This window comes from Desulfofalx alkaliphila DSM 12257 (genome assembly GCF_000711975.1).
GTDB classification, from domain to species: domain Bacteria; phylum Bacillota; class Desulfotomaculia; order Desulfotomaculales; family Desulfohalotomaculaceae; genus Desulfofalx; species Desulfofalx alkaliphila.
In genome coordinates this window covers 141347-158211 of record NZ_JONT01000002.1, presented here as the reverse complement: position 1 = coordinate 158211, position 16865 = coordinate 141347, and the positions used below count along the sequence as shown (strand labels likewise).

Here is a 16865-nt window from a genome sequence, read left to right as displayed (position 1 = left end):
TATTTAAAGGACCACTTTGGCCAGCCCGGAACGAATTTTTTCACCCACAGGACCGGACCTTAAGCCTTCCAGTTCTTTTAGCACACCGGCACGCTGTTCAGCAAAGTCCGGAGCATGGTAACCTAAGGATTTTGCTGCATTTAGCCCGGCCAATGCGCCTTCCATCATGGCAGCCGAGGCCTCTTCAATACCGCCCACGTCGCCGGCCACATATATGCCGGGTATTGAAGTCTCCAGGTTCTCATTCCTAAGGGGCACATGACCACACAGCTCCGGCACATATGCCATTTTACATCCGGCCTGCCATAACAATTCGGTGAGGGGGCTCAAGCCCACCGACAGACAAATTACATCCACATCAAAATCTATTTCCGTACCGGCAATGGGCTGCCAATTCTCGTCCAGCTTGACAACGGTTGCGCCCTCCAGTTCTTGATCACCCCAGGCACGCTTGATAGTATGGCTGGTATAAATGGGCACACCGGCACGCACCACCTTTGAGGCATGAACCCAATAAGCCCCAATTGTGGGCGCTGCTTCAATAATTGCAGCCACCTCCACGCCGGCCTGTATCAATTGATAGCTGACAATAACACCAATATTACCTGCTCCAACCATCAAAACCTTTTTGCCCGGTTTTACCCCATTTACATTAACCAGCGTTTGCACCGCCCCTGCCCCATATATTCCTGGCAAGTCATTATTGGGAAAGGCCAGTGTTTTTTCTGCACCGCCGGTGGCTACAATAAGTTTTTGGGGTTTTATTTTAATGAATTTATCATGCTGTTCCACCGCCACCACACCGTCTTCATAGTAGCCCAAAACAGTGGCTTCAGTAAGAACCTTTATTTTATCGTTGTTAAGAACGGCTGCAGATAGTTCCCGGGCAATGTTAATGCCCCTTTCCGACGCCCTTTGTTGTTTAGAGCCAAAAAAACGGTGGGTTTGTTTAATTAATTGACCACCTAAATAGTCATTGCGGTCCACCAGGGTAACCTCTGCACCTAAACCGGCAGCTTTTAGGGCCGCAGTCAGGCCTGCCGGTCCACCACCTATAATACATATTTCAGTGTATCTCATTTCAACTCACCCTTCCCTCTTTGGGTTTCCACACGCATACCCTCACGCAATTTTTCTACACATACCCTGACGTTGGGCATACCGTCAACAACCATTAAGCATGATGAGCAGTTGCCGATATTGCAAAAGAGGCCCCTGGGCCGGTGCAAATGAATACTTTCCCGCATGGTGCGTATTCCTGCCGCATGTAGAGCTGCAGCAATGGTTTCACCCTCATAACCTTCAAGTTCGGTACCGTTATAATAAAATTTCACCTTTTTGCCGTGCTCAAATTTTAAAATAGGATGTTCTTTTATTCGCATTGGCATTACCTCCCCCAATTATGACATTGCAAAATACATGCCAAAACAATAAGCGCGCAATGGCGCGCTTTTACCTGCCGTATTTTTATATACATGTCAGTTTTTTAAACACCAGACAGTGTTGTTGACACCTGATAGATGTTTACATAATTCCTAATTGATGCATTTTATAGTATAAAGTACTGCGCGGAATACCAAGCATTCTCGCTGCTTGGGAACGGTTACCGTTAGCTTGTTTTAAGGTGCGCTGAATAAGTTCCCGTTCCGTTTGTTCTGTAACCGAGACTAAGCCCGTTTGATATGGAGCTTGATTTTTGCCACCTTGTTTTTTCAATGTTTTCGGAACACAGGATTCGTCAATTACTTCTCCTTCGGCCAAAATGACCATTCTTTCAATGGCATTCTTCATTTCCCTTATATTACCTCGCCAGGGATAAGCCAGTAAAATAGCCATAACCCCCGGTTCTAATTTGACAATGTTTTTACCGTAAAGTTGACTGTATTCTTGAACAAACAGATAGACTAATTCCGGAATATCTTCCCTGCGCTCTCTGAGAGGAGGCACCTCCAAAGTAACCACATTTAAGCGATAGTAAAGATCATCTCTAAACAAGCCTTTGCTGAGCATTTCCTCTAAGTTGCGGTGGGTGGCTGTAATGATGCGCACATCTACTTTTACCGGTGTGCTTCCTCCCACCCGGTAAAATTCTTGGTCTTGCAGCACCCTTAATAATTTAACCTGTAAATTCTGGGGCAGTTCTGCCACTTCATCCAAAAACAAGGTGCCCCCGTTTGCACTTTCAAAATACCCAATTTTACCCCGACGGTCGGCACCTGTAAAGGCACCCGCTTCATAACCAAACACTTCACTCTCAAATAAGGTCGGCGGTATAGCAGCACAGTTAACCACCACAAAGGGTTTATCAGCTCGACTGCTGGCATCATGAATGGCCCGGGCAAACAGTTCTTTACCTGTACCGCTTTCACCCCTAATTAGCACCGGAGCGTTGGTTTGGGCTACCTTTTGGGCCATGTTTATTAACTCTGTTAACTTATGATGGTGTCCCTTAATACGGGCAAAGGGATTTTTACCTCCGGTTATACGTTTAATTTCACTCTGCAACTCATGTACCTGACTGCTGGCAAGATTAAGTCTCTGATTTAACTGCACAACCTCGGTAACATCTCTTTCAGCGGATACTCCACCCGCTATTTGATCGCCTACCTTGATGGGTTTGGCACTGATCAATACATGGGTGCCTTCACAGGGTTGATGGTAAACCGAACTTACACCGGAACGCTCTTTAATGACCTTGGTAACCATTAAATTGGAGAAATACTCATCAATATTTCTACCGACAATGTCTTGGGATTTAATATTGTACAAAGCCTCGGCCCGATAATTCCAATTGACCACCTTATCTTCATCATCAACCACACAAACGGCTTCACCCACTGTATCCAGCACAGCACTCAACCTGGCCTTGGTAACCACCAATTCTTTAGCCAGCTCAGTAAATAATAAGTCAAAGGCCAAGACACCCAAGAGTTCATCATCATTCCCGGCCAACACTAAAGGATGATAGCGCAATTCAGGTAAATAGGTCATAACGTCATCATTTAAAGCATCCTTATCGAGAATAGAAAAATCACTGCGCATCACTTCTGTAATGCCGGTATCTGGTTCTACCTTATTGTCAAATAAATATTTATGGAAAACTATTCCCAGTAAATTATTTTTATCCACCACCAATAAAATAACGTCATTTTTAGAAGCAATAGCTCTTCCTTCAGCAACAGTAATTTCGGGAGTTGTTTTTACAAAATTGCAGTACATCACTTCTTTTACAGTCAGCACCAAATCAATCGCTCCCTCAATGCATAATCCATCCACAAAGGGGTTTTATTCTTCCCCAAGGTAAGCTTTGCGCACTTTTTCATCGTTAATCAGCTCACTGGCCAAACCGGATAGCACAACCCTGCCGGTTTCTAATACATAGGCACGGTTAGCAATGGACAATGCCATATGGGCATTTTGCTCCACCAGCAGCACAGTAGTACCTGAACTGTTAATTTCTTTAATGATTTCAAATATTTCTTTAACTAACATGGGTGCTAAACCCATAGAAGGTTCGTCTAATAACAACACCTCCGGACGGGACATCAATGCCCTTCCCATGGCTAACATTTGTTGTTCCCCACCGGAGAGAGTTCCGGCTAACTGATTCCTACGTTCCTCTAAACGGGGAAACCTTTTAAATACCTTGCCTAAATCTTCTTTTATACCGGACTTGTCATTTCTGGTATAAGCCCCCATCTCTAAATTCTCATACACCGTCATACGGGTAAACACCCTTCTGCCCTCAGGCACCTGGGAAATACCTGCTTCTACAATTTTATGGGGTGGCAGCTTAACCAAATCATTGCCCTTATACATAATAGATCCTTGGGTAGGTTTAATTAAACCGGAAATTGTACGCAAGGTTGTGCTTTTGCCGGCACCATTGGCACCGATAAGGGCAACTATCTCGCCTGTATCTATTGTAAAAGAAACACCTTCCAATGCCCGGATAGCTCCATAGGAAACATGAAGATCTTTAATTTCAAGCAGCATTTAATCCACATCCTTTCCCAGGTAGGCAGCGATAACATCCGGGTCCTTTTGTACCTCCGCAGGGGTACCGGAAGCAATTTTACGACCATAATCCAAAACTGCCACTTGGTCTGATAGGTTCATAACAAATTTCATATCGTGTTCCACTAAGAAAACCGTCAATCCCATATTTTGTATTTTTCTAATCATTTTCATCAGCACTTGTTTTTCTTGGGGGTTCATACCCGCCGCAGGTTCGTCAAGGCATATTAGCGCTGGGTTTGTGGCTAAAGCCCGGGCAATCTCCAAGCGTCGCTGCTCACCATATGAAAGGTTTTTAGAATACTCATACCTCTTATGGTAAAGCTCCATAATCTCTAAAGTTTCTAATGCCCTTTCCTCAATTTCCTTTTCTTCTCTTTTAACAATTGGATTAACAAAACCGGTAATAGCGCCTAAAAAATCACTTTTAGTACGGCAGTGCTGGCCAATCTTAACGTTATCTAATACCGTCATTTGCCCAAATAACCGGATATTTTGAAATGTACGGGCAATACCCTTCATAGTAATTTTATAAGGTTTCATACCGGTAATATCCTCGCCCTTAAAAATCACCTTACCATTGGTAGGGGCATAAATACCGGTAACAATGTTAAAAATAGTGCTTTTGCCTGCTCCGTTGGGCCCTATCAGGGCCCTAATAGATCCTTCCTCAACACACATATCTACACTGTCCACTGCCGTCAGCCCGCCAAAACGAATGGTCACGTTTTGCAATTCTAAAATATTTGCCACGTCCATCAACTCCTCATCGCATACTACCTTTAAGCCCCTCCGGCAGTGGAGCCCCGGTCGGCTTCTGCTTTATATTTATTCTTAAAGAAGACACGATGCAAATCAACGCCACCCAAAAATCCATTGGGACGGAATACCATCATGGTTACCATTAGGGCACCGTAAATCAGCATCCGGTATTCAGATGACACACGCAGAGCTTCAGGTGCCAGCGTTAGCACAGAGGTGCCCAATACCACACCCGGTATACTGCCCAAGCCACCCAGCACCACAAAACATAATAATTCAAAAGACTTTATGAAACCAAAATCTGAAGGATTAATATATTGTAACAGGTGCGCATATAATCCAGCGGCAATGCCGGCAAAGAAACAACCAATGGCAAAGGCCTTTACCTTATAGGCCGCAGTATTAACCCCCATGGTTTCAGCAGCAATTTCATCTTCGCGAATCGATATCAGTGCTCGGCCAAAGCGAGAGTTTTGTATTGAATACATCACAACAACGGTGACAATCACCAGAGAAAATACCAGTACAATATTGGATGCCCGAGGGATACCTGCAAAACCCAGTGCCCCGCCGGTTATGCTGCTGTTCAAAAAAACAACTCGGATTATTTCACAAAAACCCAGGGTAGCAATACCTAAATAATCACCCCTCAAACGAAGGGCCGGAAAACCAATTACCACCCCGGCAAGTGCTGCCAACAAGCCGCCAATAATAAGTGCCATGAAGAATGGAAATTGTAATTTCACAGACACTATGGCCGCGCCATAAGCACCCACCGACAAAAATGCAGCATGGCCAAAGGACAGTTGTCCGGTGACACCGGTGATCAAATTTAAGCCCAAGGCAGCAATAATATATATTCCCATCAGAGTGAGCACTTGCATGTAGTAAGGGTTAATTAAAGACTCGAGAAATCCGTTCATCTTAGCTCACCTACACCTTCCTTTGAATTGGCTTGCCCATTAAGCCGGTGGGTTTAACCAGTAAAACAATGATTAGCAAGGTAAAGGCAATGGCATCTTTATATGTACTAAAGCCGGCAGCAATACCCATGGTCTCGGCAATCCCTAAAAACATACCACCTAACATGGCACCGGGAATACTGCCAATGCCACCAAGGACCGCTGCACAAAATGCCTTTAGACCGGCCATAACACCCATCAAGGGTGCCACCGAGCTGAAGTACATACCCACCAATACCCCGCCTGCTGCCGCCAAGGAAGAACCAATTGCAAAGGTAAAGGAAATTACCCTGTTAATGTTAATACCCATCAGCGCCGCAGCATCGTAATCTTCGGAAGCGGCACGCATGGCTTTGCCGATTTTAATATACTTCACTACATAATTGAGAATAGCCATTAATATTGCAGCTGTGGTTAAAATTAATATTTGCATTTTGGAAATCTCAATCGGTCCCACATGATAAATGACATCGTTAATTACCTTCGGGAACCCCATGGGCTGAGGGCCTCTCCACAAGACAATGGCATTTTGCAAAAATATAGATGCCCCAATTGCAGAAATCAACACTGCTAAACGTGAAGATTTCCTTAACGGACGATATGCAATCCGTTCCAGGGATACACCCAAAATCATACATACCACCATTGCTGTTACAATGGAGACAAAAAACCCTTGGCCTAAAATGGCAACCATTATAACACCGGTAAAGGCACCAATCATGTATATTTCTCCGTGGGCAAAGTTAATCAGTTGTATAATCCCATAAACCATGGTGTACCCCAAGGCAATCAGGGCGTAAACAGCCCCCAGGGTAAGCCCGTTTATAACTTGTTGTTCAAACATCAGTTACTTCCTCCATTCGGCATGGTATTACTGGGCATAGCCACTGTGATGGCTATGCCCAGTAAACTGACAAAAATTAATTACCTTCCACAGGGATTGCTGCTTTCACACCAAACTGCTGGCCATCTTCACCTTCAACAACCTCGAGCAAGAACACCGGACTCTTCAATGGCTCGTGGTTTTCCAAAATGGTAATTGTTCCGGAAACACCCTGCCAGTTTTGTAAGCTCTTAATCTCTTCTTTAAATACGGTGGGATCATCACTTCCGGCAGCAGTCATGGCATCCGCCAACATCATTACTGCATCATAACCCTGGGCCACAAACATATTAGGCATTACACCATATTCCTCTGTGTAGCGCTCGATAAAATCTTTGGTTTTTTCGTTAGCAATGGTAGGATCAGCTTCGAATCCACAGTAAACCATACTGCCGTTAACTGCTTCGCCGCCCATCTCCCATAGGGTTGAGCCCAGTAGACCGTCGCCGCCAACCATGACAATATCCATGCCTTGGTTTCTAATTTCCCTCATCAACAGTCCACCCTCAGTATAGTAACCGGTGAATATCAAGCCGTCGGGATTTGTCTGTCTAATGGCAGTTACTGTGGCAGAGAAGTTTTGTTCGCCGTCAGATATTTTTTCATCGGCAACAATGCTAATACCGTGTTCATCTAAAGCACCTTTAAAGATTTCAGAAAGTCCTACGCTGTAGTCATTGTTCATAGAAGTAACCAACGCAACATTTTCCCAGCCCATTTCTTCCTTTAGGTATGCAACCACTGCCGGCGCAGCAAAGGCATCCAGCAAGGTGTTGCGGTAGATATATTCGTACAGGTTGCCTTGTTCGTCATTTACCACATCGGCACCCACAGCACCGGCTGACAATAATACAACTTTATTATCTTCAGCAATGGGAGCCGCAAGCTTAGTGATACCGGTTGTGGGGTCACCCACGATGGCAACAACATTTTCCCTGGTAATTAACCTCTGGGTAACAGAGGCACCCTCGGTCAGCTTACTGCCGTGGTCATCTTCCACAATTACAATGTTTTTACCCAAGACGCCGCCGGCATTATTTATGTCCTCTGCAGCCATCTTCATGCCTTCTAAGGTTTTAATGCCGAAATCAGCATGTCCGCCTGTTTTAGCGCCTAAAAAACCAATTTTAATCACATCACCTGCAGCCTGACTGCCAGGTGTATCGCTGTCACCGCCACAGCCTACAACCATAAGTGATAGCGCCAGCAAGGCAATCACTGTTAACAACAAACTCTTCTTTCTCAAATTTATTCCTCCCCCATGATATTTAATGTTCTTTATCAGTAATTAACTAGACTATATGAAAGGTCCTCACCTCCCCCCGAAATCACATTCTTTAACCCTGGTCTTTGGTAGGTATACCCAGTTGACGTAATTTATAATAGAGTGTACTGCGTGGTATACCCAGTATACGAGCAGTTTCCGATCTGTTGCCGTTAACCTGCTCTAGGGTTTTCAAAATCAACTGCCGCTCTGTTTCCACTGTTACGTCCGTTAAATTTCCACCGTCCGGTGCTGACACCAGTGATATATATGTATGTCTGCGTAAATTATCTGGCAGGCAGTCTTCATTTATTATCTCGTTTTCTGCTAAAACTACCAATCGTTCAACAGCGTTTTTTAGCTCACGCACATTGCCCGGCCATGTGTATTCTAAAAAGGCGTTGGTAACCTTTGGACTTACTTTGCTGATAGTTTTGCCGTAAATTTGGCTAAACTCTTGGATAAATAGGTGTACCAGCTCAGGAATATCCTCTTTACGCTTCTTAAGCGGAGGCATATCTACCTGTACCACGCTAAGACTGTAATATAAATCATCCCTAAACTGTTCCTTGCTCACCATGCTTTCTAAATCCCGATGGGTGGCTGCAATTACACGCACATCAAATTGCACAGGTTCCATTGAACCCATGGGATAAAACACCTTGTCTTTTAACACTCTGAGCAGCTTGGCCTGTATATCTTTCGGCAGTTCACCCACTTCATCCAGAAACACCGTACCCCCTGAAGCCAGTTGAAAGATTCCCGGTTTACCCTTGGCAGTTGCACCGGTAAAAGCTGCAGGGGTATAACCAAAGAGCTCGCTCTCAAACAAATTACCCGGTATCGCTCCGCAATTTACTGTGATAAAGGGGCCGTCTTTTCGATGGCTGTCCAGGTGTAACGCTCTGGCAAACATTTCTTTGCCGGTACCGCTTTCACCCCGTATCAAAACCGGTGCATCGGTGCCGGCCACCTTTTTACCTAGGGCCACCGCTTCAGTAATTTTATTGGATCTGCCTACTATCTTATCAAAAGCTGACTGACTATTGGAAATTTTCTTGATCTCATCCTCCAACACCTTTACCTTTGAGCTGGTTTTAGCCAGTTGCTGGTTTAATTGAACCAATTCGGTGATATCCCTTTCGCAGGAAATGCCGCCTATAAATTCTTCACCGACCTTTATGGAAGAGGCATTTATAAGCACGTGTTTTCCTTCGCAGGGCTGATGATAGTGCGATTTTATCTGCTGATCTTGATGTATTAAACCGGTTATAACTAAATTATTAAAATAATTATGTATGGTATTGCCCAGCACCTCATTGGAGGAAAGATTATACATCTTTTCGGCATTCTTGTTCCAGATGACTACCCTTTGCTGCCCGTCTATACCACATACAGCCTCATCTACCGTTTCTAAAAAACAGTCCACGTACCTTATTAAACGCTGATAGGCGCTGATTAGTTGGCTAATCAGCATGGCCGGCAATAATATTCCCAAACTGTTACCTTTAGAATCTTTAATTAATAAAGGCTGGCCCCTGTATTCAGTGTCAGTAAGAATCTCTTCTAAGAGGTCATCGGACGAAACGGTTAAGGCCTTTGCTAACTGTGCCTTTAGTTTTTTGCTGGATTCAACTTGCTGTATCGGAATATGTGTTAAATCTTTAACGCGCAGGTTAAAACTATGCTGCGCCATCAAGTTGCACCACCCCATGTATTTAGTATTCTCCACCCAAAACTGTTCAAATGTCATTTGAACAACAGGTGTTTAATAATTTGACGACAAGGCCTATTATTCTTCATGGATTTAATAAATTCCTTCTTGACATCTAAAATTTTTATAAAATTTTTTACTTCAATATGTACAAATAATAGACAACTGAAATGCTTTTCTAACCATCCTATGCCTGGGGGGAAGTGCCGGTGATAAAACCTTGCTAGTTTTTCTTGGTCCTAGGGTCCCCTGCGCCCTATTAAATTTGATTTATGGCCCTCGACATGGGTGTTATATTTATTTACTTTGTATCTTTTGTCCCGTTAAATTTGTATCTTTTGTCCCGTTAAATATGTTATATTGTATATACGGCAGTTAGTTATTTAGTACAAAACCAAGCAAATGAGGTGGGCTTATGAAAGAACAGGTAATAATAAAACTGCAGCAGCGGGGCGTAAAGATAGATGATCTCGTTCCGGTTTTATATGAACTCCAAAGCCCTTATCTGCCTAATTTAACCTACGAGAAATGTAAAGACAACATATTGGCCGTTCTCAATAAACGTGACATTCAACATGCAATATTAACCGGTATTGCCCTGGATGAACTTGCCGAAAAGGGATTATTAGAAGAACCCTTATTATCAATACTGCGCAACGACGACAGTCTATATGGCATAGACGAAATACTGGCCTTGGGTATTGGTACCCTTTACGGAACAATCGGTTCGACAAACTTTGGTTACCTTGACAAAGGCAAACCCGGCATCATTAAAAAGTTGGATACCAACAGTGGCAAGGTGAATACTTTCTTAGACGATCTTGTGTGTGCCATTATAGCCGCTGCAGCCAGCCGGATGGCCCATCGTCATCGAGATTCCAATAATGGGTAGAGGGTTTAAAAAACTATACTTGCTGCATAAAAAGGGCAACGGTATGATTACCGTTGCCCTCTTTATGTACTACTACTTTAATTAGGTATAATAGCAAGTGGTTAATTTGGTGTCAAGCAAAAAAGTGACAGATTTCAACTTAATATTTATTCAGCGGCCTGCGGCCAACCTGCCTCCGGTAAAACTTCCAATTCAATGCCCATCAAAACCACCGCATCATCAAAGAGCAGGCGCGCACCCTCTTTGTATTTTAACACCATGGTAACAACACGCTGGTTTTTAGATATCAGGGCCTGTAAAATCTCCCCGGCACCTTTTTTAGGAAATCTCACCGTAAATTCAAGTTTCCCTTGAAAATAATTAACTTTTAACAGGTAAGCCTCATCTTCTTTGCTGTACTCCCAACGATAATCAAATTTGCCTGTCATGGCAGCACTGATCAAGTGGTGCTTGTCCAGAGCTTTATAAGGTTTTTCAAAATCAGGACTGACCAAGGTCACTCCGGTGGTTTTTACTGCATGGGGTGCCTTTATAATACCGATATTGCCTGATTGGGGTGTAATAGTATACATTATTTATACCTCCTGAGCATCTAAATTTGTTTTTCTAAAACTAAAATTACAATGGCTTGCCTGTAACCATACAGTGCGATAAACTACTTAAAGTGTAGAGGTGAATAGAAAATGATATTGTTGCAGGCTTCCCACATTACCAAATCCTTCGGCGCCACCCCTATTTTAACCGATGTTACCCTCACTGTAAAATCCGGCGAACGGGTGGGGCTGGTAGGGGTAAACGGCGCAGGCAAGTCCACACTGATGAAAATAATGGTGGGTGAACTTACCTGTGATTCCGGAGAAATAATCAAACCCAAAGATATAAGGGTGGGCTATCTTTCCCAAGACAGCGGTTTAGAATCGGATAAAAGTATTTATCAGGAACTTATTTCTGTCTTTCAACCCTTGATAGAAATGGAGCACCGGCTTAGAAATATGGAAAAAATGATGGCTGACCCCACTGTGGCTGCCGATAAGCGCAGTTATTCACAGCTTTGCCAAAACTACTCATCATTATCGGAAGATTTTAAAGAACAGGGGGGTTACAGTTATCATTCCACTGTGCGCAGCCTTATGCATGGGCTGAATATCGACGCCCTTGGCAAGGATACCTTGATCAATAATCTCAGCGGCGGACAGAAAACCCTTGTGGCCCTAGCCAAACTACTGCTGCAATCCCCTGATGTGTTAATGCTTGACGAACCTACCAACTACCTGGATATTAACACACTTGACTGGCTGGAACAATATCTCAAATCATATCCCGGAGCAATATTGGTAGTTTCCCACGACCGCTACCTGTTGGATTCACTGGTTAATGTAATTTACCGCTTGGAAAACAATAAAATTACCCGTTATAAGGGCAATTACACCCGCTACCTAGAACTGGCAGCTCAAGAATTGGCGCAAAAACAAAAGCTCTATGCAAAGCAAGTGGATGAAGTGGCGCGCATTAAAGATTTTGTACAGCGGAACATCGCACGGGCTTCCACCGCCAAAAGGGCCCAAAGCCGCAGGCGGATGTTAGAGAAGATGGACCTAATGGACAGGCCGGAGCAAGACGGCAAAAATATTTCTTTTAAGTTTAACGTCAAGGTGCAAAGCGGCAAAGAGGTATTAGAGGTGAAAAACCTGAGCATTGGCTATGGCCACCCGCTTGCATCTAACATTAATTTTCTTGTAGAGCGTGGCGAGAGTATTGCTGTTGTGGGTCCTAACGGTGTGGGCAAATCCACCTTGCTGAAGAATATAACCGGTCAGTTGCACCCTTTATTTGGCCACATCCGCTACGGTACCAAGGTGCAAATAGCCTACTACCAGCAGGAGCAGGCAAAACTTACCGGAAATAAGCAAGTACTGCATGAACTGTGGGATGAATTCCCCCGTATGGACGAAAAAGACATTCGCACCGTGCTGGGAAATTTTTTGTTTACCGGTGAAGAGGTGCTTAAAACTGTAAATAATTTAAGCGGTGGCGAAAAAGCCAGGCTGGCTTTAAGTAAAGTGCTGCTCCGGCAGGGTAATTTATTAATATTAGACGAACCCACCAACCACTTGGACATTTACAGCCGCCAAGTGCTGGAAGAGGCTTTGATAAACTTTCCCGGCACAATACTTTTTGTCAGCCACGACCGATATTTTATTAATCGTGTTGCCACCCGAGTGCTGGAGCTTAGCCGGCGCGGGGTCACCGCTTATCTGGGTGATTATGACTATTACATTGCTAAAAAACAAGAGCTAGAAAAGGATGAGCAAGCCACTAATACCGGCGGAGAAAGTAAAAAAATACAGCAGGATAAACAAAAGTACTTAGAAAATAAGGAAATTCAACGCCGGCAAAGAAAAAGACAACGCAGAATAGAACAGCTGGAAGAGTTAATTGCAGAGTGTGAAAATGAGATTGCTAAACTTGAGCAGCAGTTAGAACTGCCCACAGTATATCAGGATCATAATAGGTGTTTGGAAATAAACGGACAAATAGAAGACTTAAAGACTGATTTAGAGAAACATCTTGTGGAATGGATTAATTTAGAAGAAGAAACCGGAATCTCCTAAGGAGCTTCCGGTTTCTCTATTATTCTTGGCACTGGGCACTGCTCCCTAGGCTGTGTCATTACCCCTGTGTTTTCTACTACTTACTAATTACCGGGGATAAACAGGGATTGATTAGAGGAAACTAGCTTAGAAGACATTTTGTTTTATATTTTAAAGCCTTGTTACAGGGGTGATTTTTTTGCAGCCTAATGAATTTACCCACCGCTTAATGGTAAGTTTAGCACGGCAAATTAAAGAAAGTGGCATTAAAGATCGGGATAAAACGGTAAACCGCATCATGAAAGACTGTTTTGATGACAATGACCCCCAAAGGGAATTCTGGCGGCAGAGGGTAGAAAAGCGCCTCTCTTTAATGTTAGACGATGAATCAGATGATAATTCGTTGCTGGTGCAAATGATTGAGGGCGCTTGCGATAACTGCGCCGAAAACAAACCCTGTGTTGAGGTCTGCCCCACAGGAGCAATTGATAAGGATGAACAGGGCAATTATAAAATTAACGCCCAACGTTGTGTGGAATGCACCTGGTGTGTTGATAATTGCATTACAGGTTCCATAGTGCACCGCTCGGAATTTGCCCAGGTGGCAAATATGATTATGCAGCGCCGGCAATACCCGGTTTACGCCATATTGGCCCCGGCCTTTGTGGGTCAATTCGGTGAAAAGGTAACACCGGAAATACTTAAGGGGGCCTTGAAATCAATTGGTTTTTCTGACGTATACGAGGTTGCCATGGCCGCCGACGTGGTCACCGTCCAGGAGGCTAAGGAATTTGTGGAGCGCATGGACAGGGGTGAAAAATTTATGATTACCTCTTGCTGCTGCCCTGCCTTTATTAAACTGGTAGAGAAAATTCGACCCAAGGTGGCCAACCTGGTTTCTGCCTCCATGTCTCCCATGATTGCCCTGGGAAAAATGTTAAAAGAACGGGAACCCCACTGCCGAGTGGTCTTTATTGGGCCGTGCATTGCCAAAAAAGCCGAGGCCAAGCGCCCTGATTTGCAACCGGCGGTGGATTGCGTACTCACCTTTAAGGAGACAAGGGCCTTGTTGGAAGCGGCTGATGTACCCTTGGACGGTTCACTGGGCGAAATAAAAATGGAAGATGCCTCCCACGACGGCCGCATCTATGCCCACACTGCCGGAGTTACCGAGGCGATAACCAGGGCGGTAGAAACTCTGGCACCGCATTTTGAGATTCGCGCCGTTTATGGTGATGGGCTTAAAGAATGCAACAAATTACTAAAAGAACTGGAAGAAGGAAAACTAAATGCCAACTTTATGGAAGGAATGGGCTGCCCCCACGGCTGTGTTGGTGGCCCCGGAACCATTCTTAACAGCAAGGAGGCCGCAAAACTTGTCAGGGCGCACGCCAATCAAGCCAGGGCATATGAAGCGCTGGCCAACGACAAAGCCCGCAGGTGGAATGATTTTTACGGCATGCACGCAGACCTATTGTCCGAAAAAGAAGACATCATTGCCCATGTATAAGTTTATGGTCGGTGGGTGTCCTTTGTTGATGCCCACCAAGTGATACTATTTTTTTATTACCCCTTCCTCTTTGATTTTTATTTTAATATCTAAATTAACCTCTGCATCTGAAAATACCTTGGGCCAGCTCTCCTCTATTTCTTTCCATTCATCATAGCATTGGGCTCTGGCGAACTGACCAAACCCAAAGGGTTCTATTTGATGCTGCTGTGCTTTTTCTACCACCTGCTCACAATGCACTATAATTTGTTCAGCAATTATTTTTTCTAACTCATCAAGGCTTTTACTTTTAAGGACGTGATTCTCTCCCTCACCGGACGGCACTGTCATCTCTCTAATGCCAACTGTTTCAGCACTCATTGTCACATCAAATATAAATGTGCCGTTCCGGTAACTTGTCCGAACATCCCTTTTAAAATCAGTTACGTATATGGTGATTATATCTTTAGTTGGGTAAGACACCTCCATCGGCAGTATTAATTCGTTCTTTAACATCAACAGATGGACTGACTCTAAATTATCTAATGAGGTTACATATCTGCCATCGTTCCCCAACAGTGCTGTGCCTGTAAGTCTGATCTCGGTGTCTCCCTTTTTTATCTCACTTATACTGGGAGTGATCCCCTTGTCATAACTTTGCCGGAAAAATTCCTGTAATGTTGTTTCAACAGTGGCATCATCCGAATAACCGGACTTTACCAAATCCTTTAAGTAGGCCCCTAATCGAGGCTTGTTGCCGGTATCTAAATGCATAATTTCTTTCACAGGCCCATTAACTGCAATTATCCTTACATTGGCCGGCACTATCGGGTCTCGATAGAGATAGTCAAGATGGCATATTATATCCCCTTCATCCAATAATTCCCTTCCCAGCAGCAAAACCTGAAGTTTTCCCTCTGCCATCTTCCCGGTGCCCATGGTGGAAATAACCTTCCTTGCTTGGCCCATGGATTGGGCAGGCATAGATAGTACACTGACTTCTTCCTCTACATCCTTCCTAAAAACAGGTATTGATTGATAAATAACATACCGGTCGTCCTCAAGATCCATGGCAATGGACAATGTAACATTTAAGTCTTCCAAAACCATCATATCCGGAACACGGAAACTGCAAGAGGTAATAGTTATACCTATGAGAAACAGTACGGTAACTGACAAAAATTTTTTAATCACTTTTGGGCTCCCCCTTAATGACTCTGCAAACAAGAATATAGAGGAATAACAAAACAGGAAATAGGTAGGCAAAGATAAGCCCCATTTTACTAAAAGTATCTACTGCCAACCCCAGCAAATAACGATCAAAATACACAATATAACTTACACCGATAAACATTAATATAAAGACCTTTAAAGGGCCTTTATGGCTTTGAAGTTTAAATAATAAGCCGGTTCCAAAGGCTGCAGTAAAAAGATAGGGTATCACGGTGGTGGAAACAACAAATAAATAAAATGTTAAGATCAATATCTCAAACCTTTCAATGATTGTAAATTCGATCGGTTTTAGCAGCATGAGAGTAGGCCATATGTACTGCAGAATTTCGTCAGGACTAAAATAGGTAAAGCTGGTAAGGGTAATCATTAAAAATATCATCATTGAGATGGTATTGGCAGCAATTACCCCTATAATTGCATATTCTTTCTTATCTAAATAAGAATAAAACAAAAAGGCCAGTTCAAACCCTAAAAAAGCAAACAGGGTTTCCCGGGTTGCCGCTATAACCGGTAACAAACCCTCCTTTAGTGGCGGTAGAATATATATTAAGCGGGATTCCGTAATATTAGAAAGGATCAGAAAAGGTATCCAAATGGCTAAGAAAAAAATTAATTCTGCATATCTGCCAATTACTCTGACGCCGTCTCTGGCCACCATATACATGGGCACCAGCAGCAGAATTGCCAACATATAAGTGCTGGTTACCGGCAATACCCATATTTGTAAAATGTGAATGTACATCATTATTACAGTAAAGGCAGCAAAAGCAGTATATATTATCCACAACCCTATGCCGATACCGCCCAGCCATTTGCCAAAATATCTCTTTAACAAATCAAAAACAGTATCATTAGGATGCCTTTTCATGACATTAATGATGGCCAAGCTGACTAGCACAGCCACAAACCAGCCCAGAATAATAGACATCCATCCATCTGTGCCTGCAGTTTCGGCCACTTCCACAGGCAGTGAAAAAATACCAACTCCTACCTGGGTACCGACGATAATAAAGATATACTGCATTAAGGTGATTGAATTGTGATGGTGTTTTTTCATA

At 43.6% G+C, this 16865-nt stretch carries 15 protein-coding genes; 3 read left to right on the top strand and 12 right to left on the bottom strand.

Annotation, left to right across the window (positions count from 1 at the left end):
• Positions 1–3 precede the first annotated feature (3 nt).
• The 9 genes from BR02_RS0102545 to BR02_RS0102505 form a co-directional block, all read right to left on the bottom strand.
• Positions 4–1080, bottom strand: coding sequence for an NAD(P)/FAD-dependent oxidoreductase (locus BR02_RS0102545; protein WP_031513892.1), 1077 nt, complete (start codon positions 1078–1080; stop codon positions 4–6).
• Positions 1077–1382 (bottom strand): (2Fe-2S)-binding protein, encoded by a 306-nt coding sequence (locus BR02_RS0102540; protein WP_031513890.1) that lies wholly within the window; start codon positions 1380–1382, stop codon positions 1077–1079. Before BR02_RS0102540 ends, BR02_RS0102545 begins: the two co-directional genes overlap by 4 nt.
• Positions 1383–1524: 142 nt before the next feature.
• Positions 1525–3243, bottom strand: coding sequence for a sigma 54-interacting transcriptional regulator (locus BR02_RS0102535; protein ID WP_476580446.1), 1719 nt, complete (start codon positions 3241–3243; stop codon positions 1525–1527).
• Between the two features lie 42 nt (positions 3244–3285).
• Positions 3286–3996 (bottom strand): ABC transporter ATP-binding protein, encoded by a 711-nt coding sequence (locus tag BR02_RS0102530; protein ID WP_031513887.1) that lies wholly within the window; start codon positions 3994–3996, stop codon positions 3286–3288.
• Complete coding sequence (locus BR02_RS0102525; protein ID WP_420795375.1) at positions 3997–4770, bottom strand: ABC transporter ATP-binding protein; 774 nt, start codon at positions 4768–4770, stop codon at positions 3997–3999.
• 29 nt (positions 4771–4799) lie between these two features.
• On the bottom strand, positions 4800–5702 hold the full coding sequence (locus tag BR02_RS0102520; RefSeq protein WP_031513883.1) for a branched-chain amino acid ABC transporter permease: 903 nt from the start codon (positions 5700–5702) through the stop codon (positions 4800–4802).
• A gap of 10 nt (positions 5703–5712) precedes the next feature.
• Positions 5713–6585 (bottom strand): branched-chain amino acid ABC transporter permease, encoded by an 873-nt coding sequence (locus BR02_RS0102515; protein WP_031513881.1) that lies wholly within the window; start codon positions 6583–6585, stop codon positions 5713–5715.
• Positions 6586–6661: 76 nt separating this feature from the next.
• Positions 6662–7870, bottom strand: coding sequence for an ABC transporter substrate-binding protein (locus BR02_RS0102510; protein ID WP_031513879.1), 1209 nt, complete (start codon positions 7868–7870; stop codon positions 6662–6664).
• Positions 7871–7961: 91 nt separating this feature from the next.
• Positions 7962–9584 (bottom strand): sigma-54 interaction domain-containing protein, encoded by a 1623-nt coding sequence (locus BR02_RS0102505; RefSeq protein ID WP_034638697.1) that lies wholly within the window; start codon positions 9582–9584, stop codon positions 7962–7964.
• Positions 9585–10017: 433 nt separating this feature from the next.
• Between BR02_RS0102505 and BR02_RS0102500 the strand changes: the two genes are divergently transcribed.
• The gene (locus BR02_RS0102500; protein ID WP_031513876.1) at positions 10018–10494 is read left to right on the top strand and encodes a phosphatidylglycerophosphatase A family protein; all 477 of its coding nucleotides are present in this window, start codon (positions 10018–10020) and stop codon (positions 10492–10494) included.
• Between the two features lie 146 nt (positions 10495–10640).
• Here BR02_RS0102500 and BR02_RS0102495 read toward each other — a convergent pair whose 3' ends face one another.
• On the bottom strand, positions 10641–11066 hold the full coding sequence (locus tag BR02_RS0102495; protein WP_031513875.1) for a hypothetical protein: 426 nt from the start codon (positions 11064–11066) through the stop codon (positions 10641–10643).
• Positions 11067–11177: 111 nt separating this feature from the next.
• Here BR02_RS0102495 and BR02_RS0102490 point away from each other — a divergent pair, with 111 nt between their 5' ends.
• Entirely contained in the window at positions 11178–13106 is a 1929-nt protein-coding gene (locus BR02_RS0102490) for an ABC-F family ATP-binding cassette domain-containing protein (RefSeq protein WP_031513874.1), read from the top strand.
• Positions 13107–13284: 178 nt separating this feature from the next.
• The gene (locus tag BR02_RS0102485) at positions 13285–14595 is read left to right on the top strand and encodes a [Fe-Fe] hydrogenase large subunit C-terminal domain-containing protein (protein ID WP_051688085.1); all 1311 of its coding nucleotides are present in this window, start codon (positions 13285–13287) and stop codon (positions 14593–14595) included.
• Positions 14596–14640: 45 nt separating this feature from the next.
• On the opposite strand, the gene BR02_RS0102480 is transcribed toward BR02_RS0102485, so the two are convergent.
• Both BR02_RS0102480 and BR02_RS0102475 read right to left on the bottom strand, forming a co-directional pair.
• A complete protein-coding gene (locus tag BR02_RS0102480) occupies positions 14641–15768 on the bottom strand; it encodes a Ger(x)C family spore germination protein (RefSeq protein WP_031513870.1) in 1128 nt (375 codons plus the stop codon).
• Entirely contained in the window at positions 15761–16864 is a 1104-nt protein-coding gene (locus tag BR02_RS0102475) for a GerAB/ArcD/ProY family transporter (protein ID WP_031513868.1), read from the bottom strand. Before BR02_RS0102475 ends, BR02_RS0102480 begins: the two co-directional genes overlap by 8 nt.
• Position 16865: the final 1 nt, after the last annotated feature.